The organism is Bacteroides sp. AM37-9, assembly GCF_003603455.1.
Taxonomy (GTDB): domain Bacteria; phylum Bacteroidota; class Bacteroidia; order Bacteroidales; family Bacteroidaceae; genus Bacteroides; species Bacteroides xylanisolvens.
The window spans coordinates 1-25348 of the sequence record NZ_QTNF01000055.1; the positions used below are offsets into that span (position 1 = coordinate 1).

General features: G+C 31.9%; 29 protein-coding genes. 20 read left to right on the plus strand and 9 right to left on the minus strand.

Translation table 11 applies throughout. The features are described 5' to 3' along the window. The first annotated feature begins 242 nt into the window (after positions 1-242). From DW862_RS24150 to DW862_RS24175, 5 genes are all read left to right on the plus strand, one after another. The gene (locus DW862_RS24150) at positions 243-1577 is read left to right on the plus strand and encodes an ATP-binding protein (protein ID WP_004295327.1); all 1335 of its coding nucleotides are present in this window, start codon (positions 243-245) and stop codon (positions 1575-1577) included. A 1068-nt stretch (positions 1578-2645) separates the two neighbouring features. Next, positions 2646-3095, plus strand: coding sequence for a DUF3791 domain-containing protein (locus DW862_RS24160; protein WP_004295329.1), 450 nt, complete (start codon positions 2646-2648; stop codon positions 3093-3095). Further along, on the plus strand, positions 3092-3571 hold the full coding sequence (locus tag DW862_RS24165) for a DUF3990 domain-containing protein (RefSeq protein WP_004295330.1): 480 nt from the start codon (positions 3092-3094) through the stop codon (positions 3569-3571). The genes DW862_RS24160 and DW862_RS24165 overlap by 4 nt, the downstream gene beginning before the upstream one ends. Positions 3572-3592: 21 nt before the next feature. Continuing rightward, a complete protein-coding gene (locus tag DW862_RS24170; protein WP_004295331.1) occupies positions 3593-3853 on the plus strand; it encodes a hypothetical protein in 261 nt (86 codons plus the stop codon). After that, the gene (locus DW862_RS24175) at positions 3840-4706 is read left to right on the plus strand and encodes a zeta toxin family protein (RefSeq protein WP_004295332.1); all 867 of its coding nucleotides are present in this window, start codon (positions 3840-3842) and stop codon (positions 4704-4706) included. Before DW862_RS24170 ends, DW862_RS24175 begins: the two co-directional genes overlap by 14 nt. Before the next feature lie 46 nt (positions 4707-4752). On the opposite strand, the gene DW862_RS24180 is transcribed toward DW862_RS24175, so the two are convergent. Further along, positions 4753-5418 carry a M23 family metallopeptidase gene (locus tag DW862_RS24180; protein WP_005780938.1) on the minus strand — a complete coding sequence of 222 codons (666 nt, stop codon included), beginning with the start codon at positions 5416-5418 and terminating at the stop codon, positions 4753-4755. Positions 5419-5458: 40 nt separating this feature from the next. Between DW862_RS24180 and DW862_RS24185 the strand changes: the two genes are divergently transcribed. The 13 genes from DW862_RS24185 to DW862_RS24245 all read left to right on the plus strand — a co-directional run bounded on the left by DW862_RS24185 (position 5459) and on the right by DW862_RS24245 (position 14972). After that, the gene (locus DW862_RS24185; protein ID WP_004295334.1) at positions 5459-6178 is read left to right on the plus strand and encodes a DUF4099 domain-containing protein; all 720 of its coding nucleotides are present in this window, start codon (positions 5459-5461) and stop codon (positions 6176-6178) included. 1 nt (position 6179) lies between these two features. After that, positions 6180-7739: a DUF3945 domain-containing protein gene (locus tag DW862_RS24190; RefSeq protein ID WP_004295335.1), complete on the plus strand. Its 1560-nt coding sequence runs from the start codon at positions 6180-6182 to the stop codon at positions 7737-7739. A gap of 4 nt (positions 7740-7743) precedes the next feature. Then, entirely contained in the window at positions 7744-8853 is a 1110-nt protein-coding gene (locus tag DW862_RS24195) for a toprim domain-containing protein (protein WP_004295336.1), read from the plus strand. Then, positions 8850-9353: a PH domain-containing protein gene (locus DW862_RS24200; protein ID WP_005647342.1), complete on the plus strand. Its 504-nt coding sequence runs from the start codon at positions 8850-8852 to the stop codon at positions 9351-9353. Before DW862_RS24195 ends, DW862_RS24200 begins: the two co-directional genes overlap by 4 nt. Continuing rightward, on the plus strand, positions 9334-10041 hold the full coding sequence (locus DW862_RS24205; protein WP_005647345.1) for a hypothetical protein: 708 nt from the start codon (positions 9334-9336) through the stop codon (positions 10039-10041). The genes DW862_RS24200 and DW862_RS24205 overlap by 20 nt, the downstream gene beginning before the upstream one ends. After that, entirely contained in the window at positions 10042-10878 is an 837-nt protein-coding gene (locus tag DW862_RS24210) for a topoisomerase C-terminal repeat-containing protein (protein WP_004295338.1), read from the plus strand. Beyond that, positions 10875-11228 (plus strand): hypothetical protein, encoded by a 354-nt coding sequence (locus DW862_RS24215; RefSeq protein ID WP_004295339.1) that lies wholly within the window; start codon positions 10875-10877, stop codon positions 11226-11228. The genes DW862_RS24210 and DW862_RS24215 overlap by 4 nt, the downstream gene beginning before the upstream one ends. Positions 11229-11239: 11 nt before the next feature. After that, the gene (locus tag DW862_RS24220) at positions 11240-11518 is read left to right on the plus strand and encodes an HU family DNA-binding protein (protein WP_004295340.1); all 279 of its coding nucleotides are present in this window, start codon (positions 11240-11242) and stop codon (positions 11516-11518) included. After that, complete coding sequence (locus tag DW862_RS24225) at positions 11509-11781, plus strand: hypothetical protein (RefSeq protein ID WP_004295341.1); 273 nt, start codon at positions 11509-11511, stop codon at positions 11779-11781. Before DW862_RS24220 ends, DW862_RS24225 begins: the two co-directional genes overlap by 10 nt. A gap of 10 nt (positions 11782-11791) precedes the next feature. Next, on the plus strand, positions 11792-12235 hold the full coding sequence (locus tag DW862_RS24230; RefSeq protein ID WP_029429444.1) for a hypothetical protein: 444 nt from the start codon (positions 11792-11794) through the stop codon (positions 12233-12235). A gap of 174 nt (positions 12236-12409) precedes the next feature. Further along, complete coding sequence (locus DW862_RS24235) at positions 12410-12634, plus strand: hypothetical protein (protein ID WP_004295344.1); 225 nt, start codon at positions 12410-12412, stop codon at positions 12632-12634. A gap of 3 nt (positions 12635-12637) precedes the next feature. Then, positions 12638-14593, plus strand: coding sequence for a type IV secretory system conjugative DNA transfer family protein (locus tag DW862_RS24240; RefSeq protein ID WP_004295345.1), 1956 nt, complete (start codon positions 12638-12640; stop codon positions 14591-14593). After that, positions 14586-14972: a helix-turn-helix domain-containing protein gene (locus tag DW862_RS24245; RefSeq protein WP_004295346.1), complete on the plus strand. Its 387-nt coding sequence runs from the start codon at positions 14586-14588 to the stop codon at positions 14970-14972. The genes DW862_RS24240 and DW862_RS24245 overlap by 8 nt, the downstream gene beginning before the upstream one ends. Positions 14973-15406: 434 nt before the next feature. On the opposite strand, the gene DW862_RS24250 is transcribed toward DW862_RS24245, so the two are convergent. From DW862_RS24250 to DW862_RS24265, 4 genes are all read right to left on the minus strand, one after another. Next, positions 15407-15802 carry a hypothetical protein gene (locus tag DW862_RS24250; RefSeq protein ID WP_004295347.1) on the minus strand — a complete coding sequence of 132 codons (396 nt, stop codon included), beginning with the start codon at positions 15800-15802 and terminating at the stop codon, positions 15407-15409. Positions 15803-15878: 76 nt separating this feature from the next. After that, positions 15879-17558: an MAC/perforin domain-containing protein gene (locus DW862_RS24255; RefSeq protein WP_004295348.1), complete on the minus strand. Its 1680-nt coding sequence runs from the start codon at positions 17556-17558 to the stop codon at positions 15879-15881. Positions 17559-17567: 9 nt separating this feature from the next. Next, positions 17568-18890 (minus strand): hypothetical protein, encoded by a 1323-nt coding sequence (locus DW862_RS24260; RefSeq protein ID WP_005647361.1) that lies wholly within the window; start codon positions 18888-18890, stop codon positions 17568-17570. A gap of 211 nt (positions 18891-19101) precedes the next feature. Further along, a complete protein-coding gene (locus DW862_RS24265; RefSeq protein ID WP_004295351.1) occupies positions 19102-20100 on the minus strand; it encodes a hypothetical protein in 999 nt (332 codons plus the stop codon). Positions 20101-20268: 168 nt separating this feature from the next. Between DW862_RS24265 and DW862_RS24270 the strand changes: the two genes are divergently transcribed. Both DW862_RS24270 and DW862_RS24275 read left to right on the plus strand, forming a co-directional pair. Then, positions 20269-21504, plus strand: coding sequence for an aminotransferase class I/II-fold pyridoxal phosphate-dependent enzyme (locus DW862_RS24270; protein WP_004295352.1), 1236 nt, complete (start codon positions 20269-20271; stop codon positions 21502-21504). A gap of 2 nt (positions 21505-21506) precedes the next feature. Next, positions 21507-22229: a TetR/AcrR family transcriptional regulator gene (locus tag DW862_RS24275; RefSeq protein WP_004295353.1), complete on the plus strand. Its 723-nt coding sequence runs from the start codon at positions 21507-21509 to the stop codon at positions 22227-22229. Positions 22230-22317: 88 nt separating this feature from the next. Here DW862_RS24275 and DW862_RS24280 read toward each other — a convergent pair whose 3' ends face one another. From DW862_RS24280 to DW862_RS26215, 4 genes are all read right to left on the minus strand, one after another. After that, positions 22318-22752 (minus strand): hypothetical protein, encoded by a 435-nt coding sequence (locus DW862_RS24280; protein ID WP_004295354.1) that lies wholly within the window; start codon positions 22750-22752, stop codon positions 22318-22320. A gap of 58 nt (positions 22753-22810) precedes the next feature. Continuing rightward, positions 22811-23434 carry a ParA family protein gene (locus tag DW862_RS24285; RefSeq protein WP_004295355.1) on the minus strand — a complete coding sequence of 208 codons (624 nt, stop codon included), beginning with the start codon at positions 23432-23434 and terminating at the stop codon, positions 22811-22813. Between the two features lie 19 nt (positions 23435-23453). Then, entirely contained in the window at positions 23454-25016 is a 1563-nt protein-coding gene (locus tag DW862_RS24290; RefSeq protein WP_004295356.1) for a relaxase/mobilization nuclease domain-containing protein, read from the minus strand. A gap of 128 nt (positions 25017-25144) precedes the next feature. Beyond that, positions 25145-25348: hypothetical protein (locus tag DW862_RS26215; RefSeq protein ID WP_207895186.1), on the minus strand; the 204-nt coding region annotated here is incomplete at its 5' end.

Genomic DNA, 25348 nt, shown 5'->3' on the forward strand with positions numbered 1-25348 from the left:
TCAGGAACTACCGTCCGTCAGCAAAAGGATTGCATCTAATTGATACCTTTTCTACCATCACTGGAGAGATACCGGGAAGGAATTTGATACCAAACATTTATAGAATATTATCATAAAAAATTAAGTTCTCTAAAATTTGATAAGACCAATAAAAGTTATTGATTAAAATATTATCTTTGCACAGAAACCGTAATTCACCCATCGATGAATTACCCACCGATGAATTTAAAAAACATACTCATATGAAATTTTATAATAGGGAAGAAGAATTAAAGGTACTTCGCGAAGTACAGGAACAATCATTTAATGACCATTCACGTTTTACTGTTGTAACAGGAAGAAGAAGGGTTGGAAAAACAAAACTCATATTAAAAAGTTGTGAGGAACAACCAACTGTTTATCTTTTTGTAGCACGAAAAAACGAAGGGGAACTTTGCAGTAAATTTGCACAAGTAATCAGCCAATCGCTTAATATACACTTTTCTGACGGTTCAGGAATGTTTATCAATATTTTTACCTCATTAATGGAATTAGGGAAATATCGTAAATTTAATCTTATCATAGATGAGTTTCAAGAATTTTTCTACATTAATGAATCTGTTTTCAGCGAAATGCAAGATGTTTGGGATAGATACAAGGATAGCACACACATAAATCTAATTGTAAGCGGTTCTGTATATACACTTATGCACCGCATTTTTAAAGATGCACGTGAACCATTATACGGACGAGCAGACCGAAACTTAAAGATTATGCCATTCACTACTTCTGTCCTAAAAAATATCATAGCTGATTTCAACCCCAATTACACCAATGAAGACCTATTGGCTCTATATACATTCACAGGGGGAGTACCTAAATACGTGGAGCTTTTATTAGAAGCTGGAGCATATACCATGCCGAACATGATAGAGTTTATGATTCGTCCAGGGTCTTTTTTTCTTGATGAAGGAGATTATCTATTAATTCAGGAGTTCGGGAAGAAATATGGCAACTATTATTCTATCCTTGCATCTATCGCTTCTGGGCGTAACACAATGGCTGATATTCTCGCCACATTTACAGGCAGAAGTATTGGAGGACAGATGAAACGTCTAGAAGATGATTATGCTGTAATTAGGCGAAAACGCCCGATTTTATCAAAAGAAGGAACTCAAAATGTACGTTATGAAATAGCAGATAACTTTTTACGTTTTTGGTTTCGATATATAAATCGAAATCAAGATTTTATAGAATCTGGCAATTTAAATGGACTTGCAGAGCTAATCAAATCAGATTATTCAACTTATTCGGGCATGGTACTTGAAAGATACTTTCGGCAACAATTATCAGAACAAATGTTTTACAGAAACATCGGCTCATGGTGGGAAACATCAAAAGGTAAGGATATAGCTCAAAACGAAGTAGATATTGTGGCAATATACGCAAGTAACAAAAAAGTATTAATCGGTGAAGTTAAACGCTTACGAAAAAATTTTAAGCCAAGATTATTACAACAGAAAGTAGAATTTCTTCGTACAAAACTCTTCTATAACTATGAAATTGAAACAAAATGTTTCACAATAGATGATATGTAATAAATAGAACTATAAACATATAAGGCATCACAAATATCTTACAATATTCTTCCTCTGAGGTTCTGGCACTGATGGGGAAACATAGCATGATGAAATGATACCGAATTATCATTCCTGGCACACCCTGTAGAACGACCATTTGATACCAAATACAAAAAGCAGCCGGAAGTCGGCCACAAAAAATTGATACCATAAAACATTAGGGAAAAAGAACAGGAACAAAATACCATATTATATATATAAATAATATATGAGCTATAATATGTGATTGATACACTTCCCCGGAACCCAGAAAGAGCTACACGAAAATTTTCTTTTCCCTAAAGTTTGTTGTGTCGTTTCTCTCTATACCTGAATACAGGAAAACGGCTGCATCATAAAAGAAAAGACACCGACACTATTCAGGAACTACCGCCCATTGGCAAAAGGATTGCATCTAATTGATACCTTTTCTATCAGTACTGGAGAGAAACCGGGAAGGTATTTGATACCGTACTTTTCCGGGTTCTGCCCGGCATGGACGATAAGAGAACATTATTATGATACCAAAAACTTTAGGGAAAAATAAAACTTCGGCAGTCTATAAACCTAAAACCATTTTTAACAAAAATAATTGTCCTATTATTTGCGACATTTATAGAAAATTACTATCTTTGAGTATTGAAAATAAAGAGATAAACAAACCTTTAAAGCTGGTTTGGCTGCCAGTATAAAGAACAGCAAACAAAATTATGAATATCTTAAGATTTCTTTTAAGTAGCCTTTTATGGGCTATTGGTGGGGTTCTTGTATTAGCAATCTATGCGTATAGTGAACTAGTCTATTTGATTTTTATTTGCATTGCAATACTAGGATTAACCATCTACTACAGAAAATCCATAATAAAAATGTACGCAGAAATCTTTAATGAGCTAGGAATCAATAAGTATGTTATACAAATTAAAAATCTAAAGAATACAAAGAACCTATTTACAAACTAATCAATACAATAGGTCTATGATATTTTTTTCTCTATCTTTGCTAAATACATCAGCAAGATAGCTATATAAAATTAGAAAATAAATAGTTATGGAAACTAATCAAACATATCAAAATGAACTTGGTTCGGCTATGCTCCCATTTGTTATGAGAGAATTGGTTGATACAGTCATGAAAAGAAAAACGCTACCTTTAGAAGATGCGTTATACTATATATATTCTTCCAATTTGTACAAGGCATTATTGGACGAGAATACAAAACTGTGGTATTCAAGTACATTATCACTTTATGAAGCATTAGAAAAAGAGAAAACAGAACAGAAGAAAGTACAAAAGGACAATCCAAAGATATTGCTTTTTCAAATGTTTTGTGCTGAAAATTATAGGGAAACTAAAAATATAAGTGCTAAAGAAACTCTTTTACTGTTTTCCAATCATGGCGTTTTTGAATTTTTATATGAAAATTTTGAAATGCTGCACACACAAGATACAGAGTATATATTAGATACTATAATAACTTATATCAATAAAAAGGCATGAAACTATATCACGGCTCAACAGTTACCGTCAAATGTCCTAATATACAGAAAGGGCGTAAAGCTACTGACTTTGGAAAAGGATTCTATACGACAACTAATTTTGAACAGGCTAAGAAGTGGGCAATACTCAAAAGGAATCGGGAACATGGTAAAAAAGCTGTTGTTTCAGTTTATGAAGTTCCCGATAATATTCTTGATAGAGAGTTTTCAGTCCTCCGGTTTGAGGGTGCTACAAAAGAGTGGCTGGAGTTTGTAGTTAATAACCGCAGAGGGAAAGGAAAAAACAGCTATGATTTAATAATGGGACCCGTTGCCAATGACCAGTTATATGCAACAATCCGGCTTTATGAACAAAGTGTTGTTACGGCTGATGCAGCGATTGAAATGCTAAAGACCCATAAGCTTTTTAACCAACTTTCATTTCATACAGTGAAAGTTATTCCATTATTAAAATTCACAGAATCTATTGAAGTATAAATCATAAAACTATAATGAACCATGAATAAAGAAATGAGCTTGGATGTTGCGCTCGACATTATCGGGACACTCCGCATGATGAAGATAGATGAAATATCAGAAGAGAAGGATGAAAACAGAAAAAAAATACTGAAAAAAGAACTTTCTGTTCTCAACACAGAAGAAAAAATAGCAAATGGATTGTTGCAGTTTGAAGTTTCTGAAAATGTGCGCTTATCAGTCATGGATAAGATACAAAACTATTACGCACCTAAATTGAAAGCATATTATGCAACGCTATGAAGTAGAAGCCATCTTTGAACAAAAAAAAGATGGCTTATTTGAGGACATCAATATATCATCACAAAAGCCTATTGCTATAATCTTAGGTGGACAACCAGCTTGCGGAAAAAGCACTCTTATAAATGTTGCAAAGAAAGACCATCCTAACTTAGATTTTCTCACTGTTAATGGTGACCTTTACAGACAATTTCACCCCAATAAGGAACTAATAAAAGACCCTATTAAATACCCCATTGAAACCCAGATTTTTTCTAGCGTTTTTACAGAAAAACTAATAGAAGAAGCCATTAAACGGAAATGCAATATTATTATAGAAGGAACTATGAGAAATCCAGATGTACCTTTAAAGACAGCACAAAAATTTAAAGATGCAGGATTTAGAGTTGAAGCATATATTATTGCAGCCCCCAAGGAGTTTACCCAACTAGGACTTTACAACAGGTATCAAGAAGAAGTACTAAGTAAAGGACAAGGACGATTAGCCGATATTGATTCACATAACAAAGCCGTAAATGGACTAATGAAATCTGCAAATCAATTATACAGTGATAAGGCTGTAGATAAGATTTCTATCCACACCTACTTAGCGAAAGAAAGAATTAAAGATTTTAACCTAGTGAATGGTGAATGGAGTTGTAAAAGTATGCCATCTATTTTTATAGATGAAAGTCGTGCAAAACAGATGAAGAATAAAGAAATACTTAAGACTAACATTCAAACAGGAAAAGAACTTATTGAATCCGTCACGAATCCTGAAGTAAAAAAAGGAATGAAAGAAGCTCTGTCACAACTTCAATCTTCATTAGAAAAAGTTCAAAGACAAGAAAAAGGATTAAAAAAAGGTTTTTTCTGATTCAAATAAAAAGAGAGGACTGGTTTTTCCAATCCTCTCTTTCTATTTATTTGCGTCTTAACTCATTATCTATTTGCTGTGAAATTTGTCCTTTAACGGTTCTGATTACCTCATTAATATAATCAAGAATTGGCTTAGGGTCTATAGTCTTATCTTTGTATTCCATTTGAAAATGTAAGTGTTCTCCTGTGCTGCGCCCGGTACTTCCACTAATGCCTATTGGTTGCCCAGCTTCAACAGCTTGTTTCGCATTTACAAGCACACTGTATAAATGCCCATAGATAGAAGTAAAATCACCATGACGCACTTCTACATAATTGCCCAACCCTTTATTTTTTCCTGTTTTTACAACCATTCCCGGCATTATCGAATAAACATAGTCGTTGTTGCCTTTAAGGTCTATCCCTCTATGATTTGCTATTTTTCCAGTAAATGGGTCTTTTCTTTTACCATAATGGGAAGTTATCACCATTGAATCAATGGGCAAAGATAAATACCTTCTTTGCTTCCAGTATGCAAGCCGTTCTGTAGTCAAAGCATCATTGACGACAACAGCCTTTTCTTTTTCTTCTATCAACTTATTTTCTGTCGTTGCTAATACAGGTTCCGCTTTAGGAATATCCTTTTTCTGTAATACCGTATTAAACTGACAGTAGCCATTCACTGAAAAAAACAATGAACAAGCAAAAAATACGATAAATTTATTCTTCATATTGATATTTTTATTACTTTTGGACAAAAATATACATTACATGGATAAAAAACAAGCTATTTTTAATGAAAATGATATTCCATATAAAGAATTAGAACTAATAGGAATATCAAAAAAACAGATATGGTCTTTGGATAAGGCAAATATCACAGCTCTATTATCTGGAAAGAGAACCTGTTTACTAGACCTTTCTTTTCACGATAACAATGGAGAAGAAATAAGTATGAAAGGAAAAATAAGTTTGTACTGGAAAGACAGCAACAATGCTGGCGTTAAAATTCATCCAGTCAGACCAGAAATAATGAATGATATAAACCTTAAACCAAAGGAGTTAGAACGACTTCAAGATAACGAGATAATAACAAAAACTATTAACAATGAAAAATATCTCGTACAATTAGACCCTGAAACAAACGAATTGCTTAAAACAAAAATCAAAAGTATTTCAATACCTTCAAACATAAAAGGTGTTGAGCTGGATAAGCAACAAAAGGAAACTCTAAAATCAGGTAAGGAATTAATTTTGAATGTTGACAAAGAAAAAATTGCCATAAGATTAGATTTAAATAATCCAAGAGGAATAAAATTCCTAGACTTCGAGCAGCAACAGAAAATAGCTTATGACCGGCATAACCCACAAATTATAGGAACTATTCATACTGATAAAAACAGAAATGAATATATAGAATACATGAAAGGACAAAAAACAGCACTTGGAAATGAATCGCAATCTAAAGTAGAACATAAATTCAAATTATAAAATGGAAGAAAAGAAAAAATTTGAAGCTTTGCAATATAGTTATGAAAATGCCGGACAATTCCGAGCAATAGCAGCAATTCTTGGATATTCAGAAGAATATCGGAATGGTGATATTACCTTTTCCAAAGGTAATGAAACATATACTTATCCACTGAATACACTTAAACTTGGCAATTTAGGAGATAATAGAGAATCTTTATTAGAGCAATCTAAAGAAAGAATAATCAGTTTCTTTGATAAAGAACAAGCTAGCAATAATTTCCAAGAATATAGCCAATATTTACGAGAAAACCACAATGTTGCAATTATAAAATGGGATGATATAAAACAAGGTACTAACAAGAATGAAGGATATAAAGACGGATTTACAGTCATTGACCTTGAAAATAAAATTGCATATAAAGGAGAAGACCTTTATCGATATGCTTATGAACAAAACCAAACCCTAGATGGTAAAGGTTCATATGTTGATATAGACTGGAACAAGTTTAATGAAGTAGGAGTTAAACCGGAAAATTTAAGCCCCGAAGATGTTGCAAACATCAAAAATGGGAAAAAAACAGGTATGCTAAATTTTTCCATTGAAGATACTCCCGGTAATAGAACACTTCTAGACAATGAAAAAGTGTCTTATAAAACAGAAAATGGAAAACTCCATTTTGAAGGGAAAGCAACAACTCTTAAATATATAACAGCCGAGAATACACCTGAAAATAAATCTAAATTAAAAGCCAACGAAATTGATTTCAAAGAAGAAGGTAAACGCATCAAAATTGATGGTATCAATGCTAGAAAACTAGCAATCGCAGCTATTACAGTAGTTTACCCAATCGCTGGGATTGCTATCTTGCTCATTCCTAAACGACAAGAAATAAAAAATGATTTATCCTTTACTAAGGATGAAATAAAAGCCCTAAAAGCTGATAATGTCGTAGTAAAGACTAATTCAAAAGGAGAAAGAACATTGCACCAACGTGACAAAGATACTAATGAGATAGTATCAATAAAAGCAAAAGACATTCATATTCCCCAAAAACTTGGAGGAATAGAGCTTACTCCTATGCAGCAAGAAAATCTCAAAAATGGAAAAGAAATTACCATTGTAAACGAGGAACTAAACAAAGCTGCAAAAGTAAAACTAGATTTGAATGCCAGAAATGGATTATCAATCAAAGATGCAAATACTATAGAAATTAAAGCGACTGAAAAGAAAGAACAAACAATAGGGAAAGAAAGATATATATCTGATAAAGAAAGATTAGAGTTTGTAGCCCAAAAAGGAGCTAAAGGGATTGATGAAATTTTTAAAGATAAACCCACCGAAATGGCTGCCTTTTTAGAGAAACATAAACTTTCTAAAGATTATGCTTCTTACAAGGAAGTAGAAAAAACATATTCCAACTCTAGGGAAGCTACTAAACAAACTGTCGGAGAACAAATATCTACCCAAATGGATAAAATAGATAGTTCTATTAAAGCAACAGCGAAGCAAGAAGCATCTATTCTTGGATATGGTAGAACCTACGGAAAAAATAATGATACTCCAACAATGAAACTATAATATTATGCTAACATTTGACGATTATAAGGCTAAAATATCCATCATTCAAATACTTGAAGATTTAGGATATAAACAAGACATTAGCAAAGGAAAGGTTTCGCCTGTTTTTAAACTGACAGACGGAACAGGTAACAAGTTGGATGAAATCATCATCAAGAATCCTCATAGTGTACAAGAACACTACTATGATAGGAATTATAAAGGTGGAGATTTAATTCAGTTCATCAAAAATCATATTAACGACTTTCCACAATTCCAACATCAAAATACATTTGTGCGAATCAATATGATTTTAGGACATTACGCAAATGAGCCTTATAGTCCTAAATATGAAGCATTCAAAGTTGTAAAAGCAGAAAACAAATCTTTTGACAGAGATAGATATAAAGAATTTCCTACTACACTCGCTGATTTAAGATTTCTCACAAATGAAAGAAATATAAATCATCAAGTCGTAGAAAAGTTTCTACCATTTATCACAAGGGTTAAAGACTTACAAGGAAACGGCAATTATTATAATATAGGTTTTCCCTATATTAATCCAAAAGATAAAGACAACAAAGTAACAAATTACGAATTAAGAAACTATGGATTCAAAGGAATGGCTGCCGGAGGAGATAAAAGTAACTCGCTTTGGATTGCTGATTTTTGCCCACACCCCCAAATGGCAAAACATATATACTTTGCAGAATCCGCTTTAGATGCTATGAGCTTCTATCAGCTCAATGCTAACAAAATCAAATTAGAAGAAAGTGTTTTTTGTAGTGTAGGAGGGTACATTTCAGTTAATCAAATAAAAAACACTTTATTGCGATACCCACAAGCTAAAGTACATACCTGTTTTGATAATGATTTAAACGGTAATTTGTATGACATTAAAGTGTCTGGAATCATTAGTAATACAGAAGTGACAATAAAAGAAAATAAAGATGATGTGCTGTTTAAAACTAAGGGTAGAGAATTCACTATTAACAAAAATGACGTTTCACTAGAAAGTTTTAGGGAAAAAAGCAAAATAATAGCTCCTATGATTTCTCATAAAGCAGAAAAAGCAAAAGATTTCAATGAAATTCTAATGAAACAACATGAACAAAAAAAAAGTATTAAGTTATGAATGATGGAACAAACATAGCTTCTGATGATATTATATTAAAGCCTAAATTCCGATATTGGTTAATGAAGAATTTCCTTTTAATTACATTAGCGATTTTCGTGTTCATTTTTAGTAAATATATAAGAGAACATGAATTATTAAAATTTATCAGTGGAACGATATTAGTATTGTTGATATTTATAATTTTCTACAGATATATTTCAATGTTACTTTGTACAAAATGGATTATAACTAGAGAGCAAATAAAAATATATCAAGGAGTACTTTCAAAAAGGATTAACTACATAGAATTATATCGGGTATATGATTACGAAGAAAAGCAAAGTTTTATCCAGTCTTTAATAAACAACACCAATATCTACATTTATTCTGGCGATAAATCAACACCAGAACTACTGATGAATGGTCTTAAAGCTAATAGTGATATAATTCAAACTATCAGAAATAGAGTAGAAGAACAAAAAAAGAAAAAAGGAATATATGAATTTACAAACAGATAATGATATGAAAAGAGTGCTTTTATTTTTTTCCCTAATGTTACTGTTGGGCAACATAAAAGGACTAGCACAATCTATTGTCATTGACCCGGCAATGATTGGAACATTGGTTTATTCCCATCAGGCGCAACAAGGTGTACTGAAAGATATACAAAGTGAGGAAACAAAAATCCGTAACTTTCAAATTTTAATTCAACAAAAAATGAGTCAAATTCAATCCTTACAGGAAAAGACATACAACTATCTTTCTACAGTTAATGCAGTTGTGAAAAATGGAAAGGATATTATTTATGCTTCAACCTTAGCTAGAGACATAGCTAAGTATCAATCCGAAGCAGCTAAATATGCAGTTGGAGACCCCAAATTATTAACCATAATTGCAAAAACAGAGTATGAACTTATCAGTCGAAGTGTAGATTTAATGATATACATAAACAATATAGCATTGCAAGGCGGTGAAAAAAATCTTATGGATAATAAGCAAAGGATAGATTTATGTATTCATGTGGTCAATGAACTTAGACGAATGCGAGGACTTGCATACGCTGTATGCCGACAAATGAAATCCGCTAAAAGAGCTGGAGTACTAAAAACACTTGTACCCGGACAATTTAAATATGTAAATAGTGGGAAACAAAAAGTAGATAATATTTTAAACGGCATTAAATGGATTAGTAAAGGAGGATATTAAATGGATAATGATACAATCAAAGATTTAGGCTTATGCCCTATTTGCCAAAAAGGACACATAATGAAAGGTAGTTTAGGATATTCCTGTAATTACTTCAAAAACATGAATGACAAATGTACATTTAATATTTATCATTCATATTGGGGAAAAGAGATTACAGAAGAAATAGCCAGGCAATTAATAACAACAGGGAAAACAGATATATTTCATGACTTCCATAATAAAAAAGGAGTTCCTTTTTCTGCATATCTGACTATCGAAAATGGAATCGTTATTCCTTCTTTTGTAAATGAAGTATTAGAAACTCCGTGTCCTGTGTGTGGTAGAGAAATTGAAATTTTACTAAATGGATATGCTTGTAAAGGGTATTCGCAAAAGGACAAGAACAACAACAGAGTTTGTAACCTCTATATACCCAAAACTATTGCACAAAGAGAAATACCATTGGAAGCAGCAGAAATACTTGCCAAAGGTAAAAAAACACCGTTTATGACTGGATTTAAATCAAGAGAAGGAAATGATTTTTCTTCACGGCTGGTTCTAACAGAGAACTTAGATATTTCTTTTGATAATACATTGTGTAAGTGTCCTAAGTGTGGAGGAAACTTATATATAAACAAAAAAGCCTATAATTGTTCCAACTATAGAAATGAAGCCATAAAATGTGATTTTGTTATTTGGCGTGAAATGTCAGGACGTTCTATAACTCCCGAAGAAGCAATAGAACTTTGCGAGAAAAAAGAAACACCTGTGTTAACTGGATTTCATGATAAAAACGGGCAACCGATGGAAAGAAAGCTTGTACTGAACGATGATTTTAAAATAAAACTAATATGAAAATAGAATTTATAATTTATAGCCATTTTTTTAAAGAGAGAGGAATGAAGGTAAAGGGTGATTGGAATTTTCCGCATCTTCCAAGGATAGGCGAAGAAATTTCACCTCACATTATAATGTTTCAGAATGAATTTACTTATCAAAATTTATTAGAATATCTAACAGATGAAGCTAAAAGTGATTTTAATAAATTCAATGATGGTGAGGATGATTTAGAAGGAAATTTTAAAGCATGGGTATATGATGTTATCTGTGAGGTCAATATAGTTGAATCAATACATTATAGACCAGATACAGAAGACTATACCCAAATTATTCCTGAAATTTGTTTAAGTGATTTAAGTAATTAAATATTATTGATATGCAAATGAATAAGACTGATTTAATCAAAATGGTTGCTGAAAAGGCAAATAAACCAACAAAAGAAGTAGCAGAAATAATTGATAGTTTTTTCAAAGAATTATCTCAAAATCTAAGAGAAAAAGATGTTTCTATAAAAGATTTTGGTACTTTCAAAAAGATTATTCAGCCAGCTCGGATAGCTAGAAATCCGGCAACTGGAGAACCTGTAGAAGTTCCAGAAAAGGAAGTTGTTAAATTTAAGCCGTCCAAAAATATACTAAACATGAAATGGCTATGATAGAAATAAACATCCATATTCCTATAGATGGTGTGAACAATATTTCTATACCAATCCAATTACCTGTAGTTCCAAGGGTTGGAGAAAAGATTTATCTATCTGACAAACAAATAAATAATTTGATAAGTCTATTAGAAGAAGAATATTACCACAATCCACAAACAGAAGAATGGAAAGAATCAATAAGACGGTTCACCAATATTGAGGAAGTAGCATATAATGCTGCAAATGGAACGATACACATTGAATTATCAACTATTTAAAAGAAACAATATGAAAAAGTATTTATCATTAGTAATGATTGGTTTAAGCCTTATGTTGTCTGGATGCAATAAAGACGATAACAACGACCCTGATACTCCACCTACAGGAGATACAGGAAAAGTACGGTATGAAGCTACCGTAAGCGACCCAGAAAATTTCAAACTTCTAATACATTATACAGTAGGAGTAGATATTTCTTCCGAAGCTCCCGAAGAAGCTGCCAAAGAAATTATTGTAGAAAGTCCATTCACATTTGAGCAAGAAGCCAAACAAGGAACATATTTATGGCTATCTGCCTACCCTATACCTAAAGATGAAGAAAACCTTGAAAATTTACAGCTACCTAAGACAGTCGAAGTAAAAATTTTTATTGATGATAAGCTGCATAAGTCTAACAGTGGTGAAAATTATGCAATGGTTCAACATATATTCGGACAGGAAAATTACCAGTAGAATTGATACCTTTTCTGCCTGCACTGGAGAGAAACCGGGAAGGTATTTGATACCGTACTTTTCCGGGTTCTACCCGACATGGGCGATAAGAGAACATTATTATGATACCAAAAAATAAAAACCAATACCACTCTCACTGCATAAAAGAGTGGTATTTTCATTTGAATTAATAAAATGAAAGACCAAAAAAGATTATTACACAAGTGCCTATTAGAAGACATTCCAGCTTTTGTAATATGCGGAACAGATATTTGTTCCGTCCAAGCAATGGAAGCATATTACCAGATAGCAGTAGAAAAAGGTTGCAATAGCAATTTTTTAGAAGACTTGAAATTAGCTATAGAAGATTTCAAGGCTTTTCAATGTGAGGAACCTGAAAAAGTTAAAATACCCGATTAAATCATGGAAGAAAGCAAAGAATTACAAAAACTATATGGATTCATGCAAGCATTCATTTATATAACTGTTTGCATAGAGATTCTACTATTTGTTCATTTTCCCTTTAGTGAACAAATTATGCCCTTATTATCAAAAATGGCAAAAATTCCTATCTATTCTAATATTCTTTATAGTAAACTATTTACATTCTTTATTATAATGGTTACTTGCATTGGAACACGTTCAAAAAAGGATTTAGAATTAGACCCGACTAAACAAATCATTTTTCCTTTAATCTTTGGATTCATAATGTTCTTTGGAAGTATATGCTTTCTTTTCTTTAAAGAAAAAGGAGAAACTAGTTTAGAATGGTATAATATAGCTTACATTATACTATCAATAATTGGAGCGACATTAATAAATTCAGCTCTAGATAACATTTCCAAACGTATTAAATCAAACTTTATGAAAGATAGATTTAATATAGAGAATGAAAGCTTTGAACAATCTAAAGACAAGGTAGAAACAGAATTCTCTGTCAATATTCCGATGAAGTTTTTCTACAATAGAAAGTGGCATAATGGGTGGCTGAATATATGTAACTGTTTTCGTGGAACTTTTGTAATAGGAACGCCTGGAAGTGGTAAATCTTTTTCTGTTATAAATTCTTTTATAAGACAACATTCAGCTAAAGGATTTGCAGAAGTTGTTTACGACTTCAAATTTCCTGAACTTGCCAAAATTGCATATTATAATTATCAAAAGAACAAGCAATTAGGAAAAATACCAAGTAATTTCAAGTTCAATGTCATCAATTTTTCTGATATTGAATATAGTAGAAGAATAAACCCATTGAAACGAGAATATATAGAAATCCTAGCAGATGCAACAGAAACGGCAGAAGCATTATATGAGAGTTTACAAAAAGGCGACAAAGGAAGTGGAGGTAATAGCGATTTTTTTAAAACATCAGCAGTAAACTTGTTAGCAGCTTCTATTTATTTTTGGTCTAGATACGAGAATGGCAAATATTCAGATTTACCGCATGTACTGGCTTTCCTTAATCAAGAATATGATGTACTTTTTAAAGTTCTCTTTTCCGAGCCTGAATTAAAATCACTAGTTTCCCCATTTGAAGCTGCATATAAATCAGGAGCCGTGGACCAATTAGAAGGACAGATGGCAAGTCTAAAAGTACAGTTATCAAGACTGGCAACTAAAGAATCTTTTTGGGTATTTAGTGGCAATGATTTCAATTTAAAAGTATCAGATAAAAAAGACCCTAGTTATCTCATCATTGCAAATAACCCTAAAACACAAAGCATGAATAGTGCTTTAAATGCACTTATCATTAACCGACTAACTAGACTTGTCAATACAAAAGGTAACTATCCTACTTCAATCATAGTAGATGAATGTCCCACATTATATTTTTATCAACTTGCAACACTACTTTCTACTGCACGTAGCAATAAGGTTTCAATTTGTTTGGGATTACAGGAACTACCGCAATTAGAAGAACAATACGGCAAAGCTACCGCAAAAACTATAACTTCTATTATAGGTAACACTTTATCCGGGCAAGCTAAAGCTCCTGAAACTTTAGATTGGCTACAAAAACTATTTGGAAAAGTTAAGCAAGTAAAAGAAGGTGTTACCATCAGAAGAAACGAAACAACAATTAATATGAATGAACAAATGGATTTTGTTATCCCGGCATCCAAAATTTCTTCATTACAGGCTGGTACATTAGTAGGGCAAGTTGCATTAGATTTCGGACAAGAAGATAATTTTCCAACAGCAATGTACCATTGCAAAACCAATTTAGATTTAAAAAAAATTAAGAAAGAAGAAGAAGCCTACAAAGAACTGCCAAAAGTATATAACTTTGGGACAGCAGATAATAGAGAGAAATTACTGCAAAAAAACTTTAAGAGAATATACGACGAAGTAGAAACAGTAATAGAACAATATGTATAACATAACATTACCAATTTTAGGCACAAGGTTAAAGCAAATCCGAGAGCATATAGGATATTCCCAAGCTCAATTAGCAGAACAGCTAAACTGTAAACAAAATGCGATTTCAAATCTTGAACTAGGAAAAGGGGGCAGCCTAAAACTTTTATTTCAAGTGCTGAATTTTTATTCTAACTATGTTTTTATAGATTTAATATTTAGTGAAAAGTTCTATCTGATTTCTAATACAGAAGAAGATGAAGCACAAAAAGCCAATTATAATTCTGTTATAATAGAAATTATAAGACAATCAGAAAAAAACTATGATGATGCTATGTCAAACGCTAAAAAAGAGCTAGAAGCTAATCTTCAAAAAGCCATCAATTTATTACAGCCCTAATAAAATAAAAGAGAGTACAAAATACTCTCTTTTATTTTCCAATATTACTTTAAAGAATTTGTGATACCTATTCTTTTGGAGTTCTGGCACTGATGGGCGTATATAGCATGATGAAATGATACCGAATTATCGTCCCCGGTACACCCTGAAGAACTCCTTTTTGATACCAAATACAAAAAGCTGCTGGAAGCCGGACACAAAGAATTGATACCATAAAACTATAGGGAAAAAGAAGAAGGACAAAATGCCATATTATATATAAATAATATGAATATGTGATTAATATCCTTCACTCCCCGAAACCCAGAAAGAGCAACACGAGAATCTTCTTTTCCCTATGTCCATTTCATAAAAATGATACCAGTATAATAACAAATACTTATAATATGAAAAGAGAGCATCCAAATACATACCTTTTAAAAATACAATCGAAATCAATCTATCCTATCTAATTCTATTATAGCTACTTTCTCTTTATCTGGACTTGCTTCATTTTGTATAAGAGTTATATGTTTTTGGGTATAGCTTTTAATAACCCAAGGAGCACCACCTAAATATAAAGCATTGCTATTAAATATGATATATTTTCCTTCTATTTTGTAAGTAATATCAATTTCATCGTAACTTTCCCAATTTACTTTCCCCGATTGAGTATCTATAAATTGCATACCTACTCCCATATTGGGAACTACCCAAGCATCACAACGACCTGTACCACGCCATGAGGTTTGATATAGTTTTTGGGGAGTAAGTTCTCCTATTTGTACCTCTGGATTTTTATCATCACAACTTGTAAAACTTATGTTTACTAAAAATAATGCCCAAAGCATTAATAAGCAAGATTGTTTAAAATAATGTACCATGTATTAAAATAGATTATATTAATATAAATACCAGACTTCAAAATTACAATCCTATAATTGTGTATAGATTTGCTAATGTTGCTATTGAAATCTGTTTTTCTACTAAATTAGAAGCCCATGAACTAAGACCATATACTTCCAGCAAACTCTCATCTCTTTCATCTGCAAAAAATGAAAAACAGAGTTTGGTAGTTGGGTCGTATAAATATTCCATATTAGTTGCCTCATGATAGTACTTACAGAAACCTTTTTCATTGAAGTTCTCCAAAACCATACATAGCGGAGAACGCATTTGAGGATTAATACGCTTTCTAGTATTATAACTTATCTGAATATCAGAGCTGAAATACCTTGATATTTCTGCCGATATAATTTGGGCTTTTTTAATAAAAACATTATCATCTTCATTTTGCCTTAATTCCGCATCCGTAGCATTACTTTTACTCAATACTATTTGGTCACCCTGTCTTGTTGTTAACACAGCAGCTACATCATATAAACTTTCTCCCGAAGCAGATGTCTTTGTCAATACTCTTGCAATCGTAATAGACGGAGTATAAAGTCTTGTAACAGGAAGAAGAATTTCCTTAGAAGTATCATCAAAACGTCTTTGAAAGTTTCTTTCCAGTACAAAATCCGACATTGGATATAATCCTTCTTCTATTAAATCAATCACTGTATGATTTTTTGAATCATTTAATGATTTTCTCCAAGATTGCAAGTTTATATTTATGTCTTTAAGTGCCATTGTAGTATTCACTACACCTGTTTCATCTTGAATACCACCCAATGTTTTTACACGTATAAATATATCTTGTCTTTTGTAAACTGTAGAATCAAAAGTACCATCCTTTCCATTAAATCCGAACGACCCATTAAGTGAATCACCTTTATATACAAGTGAAGCATTAATATTTTTCTCTAAGGATTTAATTTTCTGTTCAACATTCGTATTTGAATCCGCATTACCCATATATTGCGCAAAAGCTCTTCCACCTGTATAATAACCAACAACAACAAAATCTCCATATGAATCAATGATAGATGATATAGGAGAGGTATATAAATTATTAATAAAAGACCTTCTTAAAAACTGCCTTGCAAACACTTTATTAGAACCATTGGAACTTAACAAGGTAAATTTGCCATGAGCAAACAATATATTCATTTCCCCATAAGCTTGTTCTTTTGATTCATTAATAAAAGTTCTAAATGTTTCGGTTGTCGTTTTCTTTTTCCCTATAGAAAAAAATCCTAGATTTAAAGAAAATCCACTTTTCACAGTTTTACTTATTGATGAAAAATGCGTATAATTATTAAAATCATAATAAGCAAACGATGACTGGTCGTTCCAGTTAGGATAATTTTCATCAATATATGATTCATCATATTCTTTTAGAGATTCAATATCAAGTATGGAATGCGTAAAGTTATCAAAATCACTTGGTATATAATTCCCCTTAAGCAATTTATAACCATAACCTAGATATTTATCAGTTCCCCCAATCATCTCACCACTTCTTGTCAACTCTTCATCAAAAGAAGGTTGTCCTGTAATAACATCTGGAAGAGATGGATTACGTTCTTGAAGAATCACATCATCACATGAATAATCAGTTTCAACCACTGTATTTTGCTGTGCGCATAAGTTCAAATCCTCTGAACAAGCTATAAACAATGGAGCTATAACAGATAAAATTATTATATATAATATTGATTTCATAATCTTTTCTTATTGCAGATTATTATTAGATAAACTTTTCATATATTCTTCTAAAGGAATTGTTACTATTTCGTCTGGTTTTGCCTTTGATGTAGTATTTATTATTCCATACCAAGAACCTTTAAATTTAACTTCTCTATCATTAGCCTCATTTCCATTACGATAAGTCATAGTAATAGTATAGTCAGCCTTTACACTATATTTCTTTAAATAAGTCGTTACTTTAATTAAAGATGGCTCATCAACTTCTACCGGAATAGTCACCGATAATGTTTTAGGTATCTCATACGTTGTGGAAGTATAAGGAGCTCTAGGCAAAAATATTGTTGAATCAGGCATTTCCCCACTACTAAAATTGCCAGGGGCAATAAATTGCCCGGCTATTATTGCAGGACGTAAAAACATTTGTTCTTCATTTGCCATTGGAATTTTCAAAGCTCCTTTTTCTGTATAACAAGAAGTATCTTTTACATCTTTTTTTGCATAAATTGTAATATTTGATGGTCCAGCAACTGCTCCTGTCTGACCATTTGAATACACAACAACAGGGTCTAATTCCGTCACTACAGCTTTAGGTTCAAATGCTATTTCTTTTACTTTAAATTTATCCTGAAACTCTAATAGAAACTCTTGCTGTGGTTGCTTATTATATTTTGCATACCCTACCTGCCCATTACTCTTTACTTCTATAGAATAATTAAACACACTCCAAGGATTATTGGGGTCTGCCGTTCCTAAATATGTCTGATTTTCAATATTAAAATATCCTTTATATGTTGATGGTATAAGGTCCCAACTTCCAGAACTTATATCTTCCGAGTCCCAAACAAAAACAAGTTTATTGTTTGGGTCATTGTTATATTGACCACAAACCAATGGCTTATTATAAGACTTTGAATAAATCAAATATGGTATTCCACTACTAGGTGGCAAAATCTTTAAATAGAATTTTGAAGAACTATAAGCTGAAAGTATCAATTCTTTTCTCATTCCTTGAGTAGAAAGATAAGGCTGTCCAACCACTCCACCTCCTCTGACTTTCAACGCAAAAGGAAGCTCTCTAACAGCATACATATTTGATGAATAAAATTCATCTGTCTCAGGATAATAAGAATAAGATTTCGTTTCTGGCTTTTTTTTAAACTCATCTATATTAGAAAACAGACTCACAGAGTCAGCAACAGAGATAGCTCTTGACTGGATTGAACTTTCTGATGTTTCCGAAAAATCATATAAAAGTTCAGAACTTTTTTCACAAGAGACAAGACCAATAGTCATTGCTCCTACCAATAATTGACTTACGCCCCAAAAAGAATAGAATTTTTTTTTCATAAATATAGTTTTAAAATTATGTCCTTAGAAACAAATACGCAATAGAGTTCACGTAGATTTACTTTCTGACGCACGCGAATACGCCACATATACAAAAGGACGAAGAGAAAACAAATCCATGATGCCAAAAACTTTTAGGTAAATATATAAATAGCTCTTACAGCATATTACGTTAAGAGCTATTTATCCCAAAAAGTCAGTTATATTTTACTTAATTTCCCGAAAGACTTAGCCAAAGACGAACTGTTCTTTTAGCCTTATTCTGTTCTCCTTCTAGAATCTTTGCATCACCTTTCTTATAGCTTATTTTTAATTGAGAATCAGTCTGTATAGCATCATATAGAGGAAGCAAAAAGAAATTATCTTCATCTAAAAGTTTTTCCATTATTAACGGAATAATATTTTTACCCATCGCTTGCATTTCTTTAAACTGTGGTAATGTTGTATAAGCGAGAGTACTTGAACTATATTTAGTTTGTGGATTTATTGAAATTTCTTCGTTCCATGAATTAAACAAATCGTTAAACTTAGTCTTTACCTCACAATTAATATTTGCAGCTTTATCAATGACAGCTTGTTTTTCTGCATCAGAAAGTTCAATATCTTCTTGTGCTATCTGTTTTGCAAGTTCCTTTATCTCCGACATATCAGTCTTTGTTCTACTCTCGATAAAAGATACCAAAATTCTACCATACAAAGTGCCAGATAGCTCACTCCTTTTATGGGTAATACGCAAATAACGCCCAAGTTTTGACTCCCAAGTACCGCTACTATATACAACACTTCCATGAGTCATATCTATACTACTTGTTCCCCAACCATCAACAGTAGCATTGCTACCTTCTGTACTAGTCTGTTCATAATTACAAGACGAACCATATAAAGTTTTAGCATTTTTATACTGTTCTATAAAATCATTGTAAAAAGATTCTGGGTCAATCCATTTGTTAGTTATCCCCATAGAATAAGCAATACAATTATATGTACCTGTTGCTTCTCCTGTTACAGAAATATTATTTACATCTAAATTTGGGAAATCCTTTTTAAGATTATCCTTTTCCGCTTGTGTAGGAACCCTTCTCATAGAAGCAGCTCTAGTAGTAAGTTCGTTTGGATTGGCATTATCCTCCACAGAACCAATCTCTTCGTTTTGCTGACAAGCAATAAGACTAAAAGAGAAACCTAATAAAATTAAAATTTGTTTTCTCATAAAGCGATATTTTTAAGTTAGTAATTATTCAGCAAATGCATTTGCATATCGCAAATATACAATATAAATTGTATATAATATAAGAATTATATTGTTTTTTTCACTGTTAATGCTTAAAAACATAATATATTTGCTATTTTTGCAATATACAATCTAAATTATACTAATATGGAAAAAACTTATCATTCATTAAAAGACTTTGAACTATCCTATGGGAAAAATGCTATTGAGAGAGCAAATGATTTCCAGCAGTACATTGAGCAACTAAATGATTTCGGATGTAAAAGCTATTGGATAACTTCACATACAGGTATCGGTTCAACAATGGCAATTGAAGGCTTCAACGAACCTGTTATTGCATTTATTTCTAATGATTATTTAGGTATGTCACAAAGAGAAGAAACTAAACAAGCAGGTATAGATGCTATAAAAAAATATGGAACAGGTGCTTGCGCTGCACAAGTAATAGGTGGTTATCTCGACATACACCAACAGCTAGAGAAAGAAATAGCTTCTTTTGTAGGACAAGAAGAAGCTATTTTATTTTCTTCCGGATTTGGAGCAAATGCCGGAATACTAAGAGCCTTATTGGGTCAAAATGATATTGCATTGATAGACCCTTATATCCACACAAGCGCAATGGCTGGACTAAAAGGAACAAATATAAAACGAATTGGGCATAACGACCTAGAATATTTGGAAAAGGTACTAAAAGAAGTCAAAGGGCAATATCAAACTAAACTTGTAATAATAGATGGTGTATATTCCCAGGATGGGGATTTGTCTTTACTTCCGGAAATTATTACTCTTTGCAAGACTTATGAAGCCATGCTGATGTTAGATGATGCACATGGAATAGGAGTAATGGGAGCCAATGGCAGAGGAACAGCTGAATACTATAACTGTTTAGGTCAAATTGATATTATTACTGGCACATTCAGCAAGTCATTTGGTTGCGTAGGGGGATTTGCAGCAGCTTCAAAGAAGATGATACAATACTTGAAATTTTATGCGGACAGCAATGTGTTTTCAGCAGCCCCTACCCCACAAGTCACAGCATCCATACTAAAAGCTTTAGAGATTATAAAAAAAGAACCACAAATAAGAACCAAACTTTGGGAAAATACGAACTATCTTAGAAAACGGTTGAAAGAAGAAGGGTTCGACATAGGAAAATCTGTTTCCCCTATTTTTCCTATTATGATAAGAGATAATAAAAAGGTTTACGAAATTGCTAAAATGTTGCAAGAAAAAGGTATCTTTACAATTGGAATTGTATATCCGGCTGTAAGAACCAAAGAAGCAAGATTAAGGGTCAGCGTTCTTGCCACGCATAAACTTGAACAATTAGAATCTTTAGTCAATACTCTTAATGATATAAATAAGAACATAAAAATAAAATAATAATGAAAGAAAGGAGAAAGCGAAGAAGTGCCAAAGACATAAAGGAAAGCATTATTAATGCGGCAACCCATTTAATTGAAACTGAAGGATTTTCTAATCTAACAGTTACAGGTATTATGCGACAAGCTGAAATTGAGCCTGTACAATTCTATAACAGATACGATGATTTGAATAGGTTTATTGACGAGTATGTAAAAAAATACGATTATTGGTTTAGCGATATTGTAAAATCGCAAAAACAATCAAGTAACGATAAAGAACTATATATAAACATCCTCATAGGCTTATTTCAATCTCTATCGGGAAATAAGGTCATGCAAGAACTCCTAAAATGGGAACTGGCTAGCAACAATGAAACTAGTCAACGTACTGCCCAATTACGAGAATTGCATACATTACCTTTATGCCAAAAATTCTCAAACATATTCTCCAATACAGATATTGACATTGTAACTATATCTGCACTAATAATAGGAGGAATATATTATCTTATTTTGCATGATAAACTTTCAACTTTCAGTGGAATAGACTTAAAAAAAGAATCTGACAAACAAAAAGTTATTAAGGCTATAAGCAAATTGTCAGACATTTTATTTACGTTTATACCTTCTTCTATTACTAAAGAAAATATTGATATTATAATAAAAATGAGAGAAGATAATATTCCTGTAGAAAAAATAGCATATTATACAGGAATCCCTAAAGAAATTATTGTTTCTATCTAAAATATCCGTCCAATGAGGAAAAACCCATTGGACGGGTCTATAGCCTAACCAAAAATCTTTTGTTTCACAAAACGACCCTTTTTCTGTACTAAAGAAAACGGTTCTTTTTTTGCTTAATCAAAGAACTTATGTCGCTACGGTGTTTAGTTAACCAATCTTCCAAAATAAACGAAACTAAAGATGAGATAGGTATTTTGGCTTTAGCTTTGAGCAAACCAAACACCTCTTTTACATCTGTATCAACATATAGAACTTCCTTGCAATTATAATTTTTTCCTTTAATGTACTCTAATAAGTCCGTCAAATCCATATCACTAGAGCCATTAAAATTAAAAACTTCCGAAGAAGTTGTTTCCATTTCCACATGAGGTGGTTCTTTCTCCTCTTCAACTTCACATCTAACTTCTTGAATAGGAGTTTCATTTATACTACTCCCATGCGATTCTTCACCTCTTATCATTTTAGCTATTTCCAGAACACTAGAAATACCTTCATTTTGCTTTTTCCTTAATTTATCAGCCATGTGCAAATATATACAATAAATGAATAACTTTATAACAATTATCTATTAAAAGAATATTTTATTTTATTGCTCCTTCTTGAATGATATAATCATAAGCATTCTTCACCTTATCAATACACTCATTACTAATTGCTAATGTATTTATACGTTCCATCGCAACAGAAGCTGGTATTTCATCTGTAACAAAACCAACTTGCTTAAGAATATCAACTACCTGTTCTTTCGTTTCATATCTTACCGCAGTTCTCATATTGTTAGGTAAAAAGAATATTTTAGCTTTCACATTTAAATACTGTAACACTTGGATAAAAAAGCCTGTGCTATCCATTGTAAATTTATCGTATTTAAATGGGCATATTATTATATCCGCAGCTTTAAGAATAGTTCCTAAAGCATCATCATCAATCTTACCGGGCAAATCTATTAATAGATTTCCTTGCTCAACCTTAGTAAAATCACTAATAATTTTAGCAACATTAGATATATCGGTTTGTATAACCTCATATTTAGGTTCATTATCATAGGTCGCAATATCTTCTTTTCTTCTATCCGATAATGAACGCTGAAAATCTAAATCCAATACTAGAACTTCTTTCCCTTTTTCTACTAGATAGTTGGCAAATTGTATGCAATTAGTCGTTTTACCACAACCGCCTTTCTGATTTCCAAATAATATTATCATATCTTATTATATTTATTAATTAATTTTGTTGCTGTCCTCTTTTCTTTTTCCTGTTAGGAGATTTATCTTGCTGTACATTTATATGCTGGCTAAGAATATCACAAATAGCATCAATCAGATTAAATCCCCTTGCCAGTTCTGAATCTTGTTCAACATTTATTCTTTCCATCTTATCAAGAGTAACTAGAGTAATCCTATCTTTACTATAGCCATCTTTTATAATATTGATTCCTAAATCATCAATACTTATAATTACTTTATTCTTTTTATCTACTAGATAAACTAAATTTTCATCTTCAACAAAAAGAATTCCTTTTTCTCTTAATGTAGAATGTAAATCTGAACTATGAGCCAAATAACTATTCATCATATCAGAATAGACAGTATTTTTTTTATCCATATACTCTTGAATCAAAATATCATCTTTTTTCACATGATAAATTCTACTTAACAACTCGGCTTCTTTAACTGTAGCAACATTAAATTTATTTGCTTCATACACTCTGCTATTATATCTAAGTTCTTTCAAGAGTTTTTTATCAAGAACCAATAAAGCCTTATCATCACCATTTATAAATATTGTGCCATTCATTGAAAACCTATAACCGTAATCTAACATTAATTGCTTGAAACTATCCATTGTATATTTTGTTCCATCTTTCAAAAGAAGATTAATTATACTATTACAGTGTTCTACTTTTGCTTGTTTATTAGGCTCTACTAAAAGTTCCTTCAAATCCATAACTTCCCCACCTTTCAAAACTCTCTTATTTCTATAATCAATTAATGTATATCCATAAGGTTTAGTATGTCCTTTTCCTGTATGAAAGACTAAATTTATACCAAACTTATCTTTCATCAAAGTTTGAAGTTCTGTATAGGAAAGTCCTTGCTTATATTTAAATAAAAGAGCTGTTATCTGTTTTCTTCTTTCTTCATCAGGTGTATATTGTTTAGCTTTATCTTTTATCTGTTCTAATTGAATTGAAGCCTGCTTTTCACCACCCTTATATAAAATTAATAATCCATCCTTTTCTCTTAATTTCCATCCTGATTGTTCAAGTAACAACTTATACTGCTGCACTGTAGAAAAAGAAAACTCCATGTATTTTAAAATATCATCTTTAGCCTTCAAAGCTAAATCAATATTCATTATTTGATTTATGACTTTCTGTGAGCGCACAGCTTCCATATTATCTTTTACCTTCTGTCCGTTCTTCTGTACTCGTGTAGAAACAATATGTACATGATTATTTTCTGTATCAGAATGAAAATATATCATATAAGGATTATTTCCATAACCCATTTTATTTATGTATTGCAAAGCAACATTTTTCAAATCCTCTGCCGAATATTCACGCCCCTTACATGAAATCACTGCATGAAATTGTTTTGCCTTGACCGCTGGATTAGTCCTACAGACAGATTCCATATAAGCTATATAATCCGACTTCTTCAAATTATCTGGATTCATAGCAAAATTTTCTGCAACAAGAAGTTCACTCTTGCCTTCCTCATTCTTTCGCTCATTATAATCAATACCAGCGAAAGAAGTTGCCGCTTTTAAAACTACTACTACCATATTTATAATTTCACACCGCAAATATACAAACAAATATTCAATAAAAGAATATTCCAATATAATTTATTCATATAATAAATATATAAATATTATACATTCATATATTATTTATATATATAATATTTTCCCTAAAGTTTTTTGGTATCATAATAATGTTCTCTTATCGTCCATGTCGGGTAGAACCCGGAAAAGTACGGTATCAAATTCCTTCCCGGCTTCTCTCCAGTGCAGGCAGAAAAGGTATCAATCAGATGCAATCCTTTTGCCGATGGGCGGTAGTTCCTGAATGGTGTCGGTGTCTTTTCTTTTATGATGCAGCCGTTTTCCTGTAT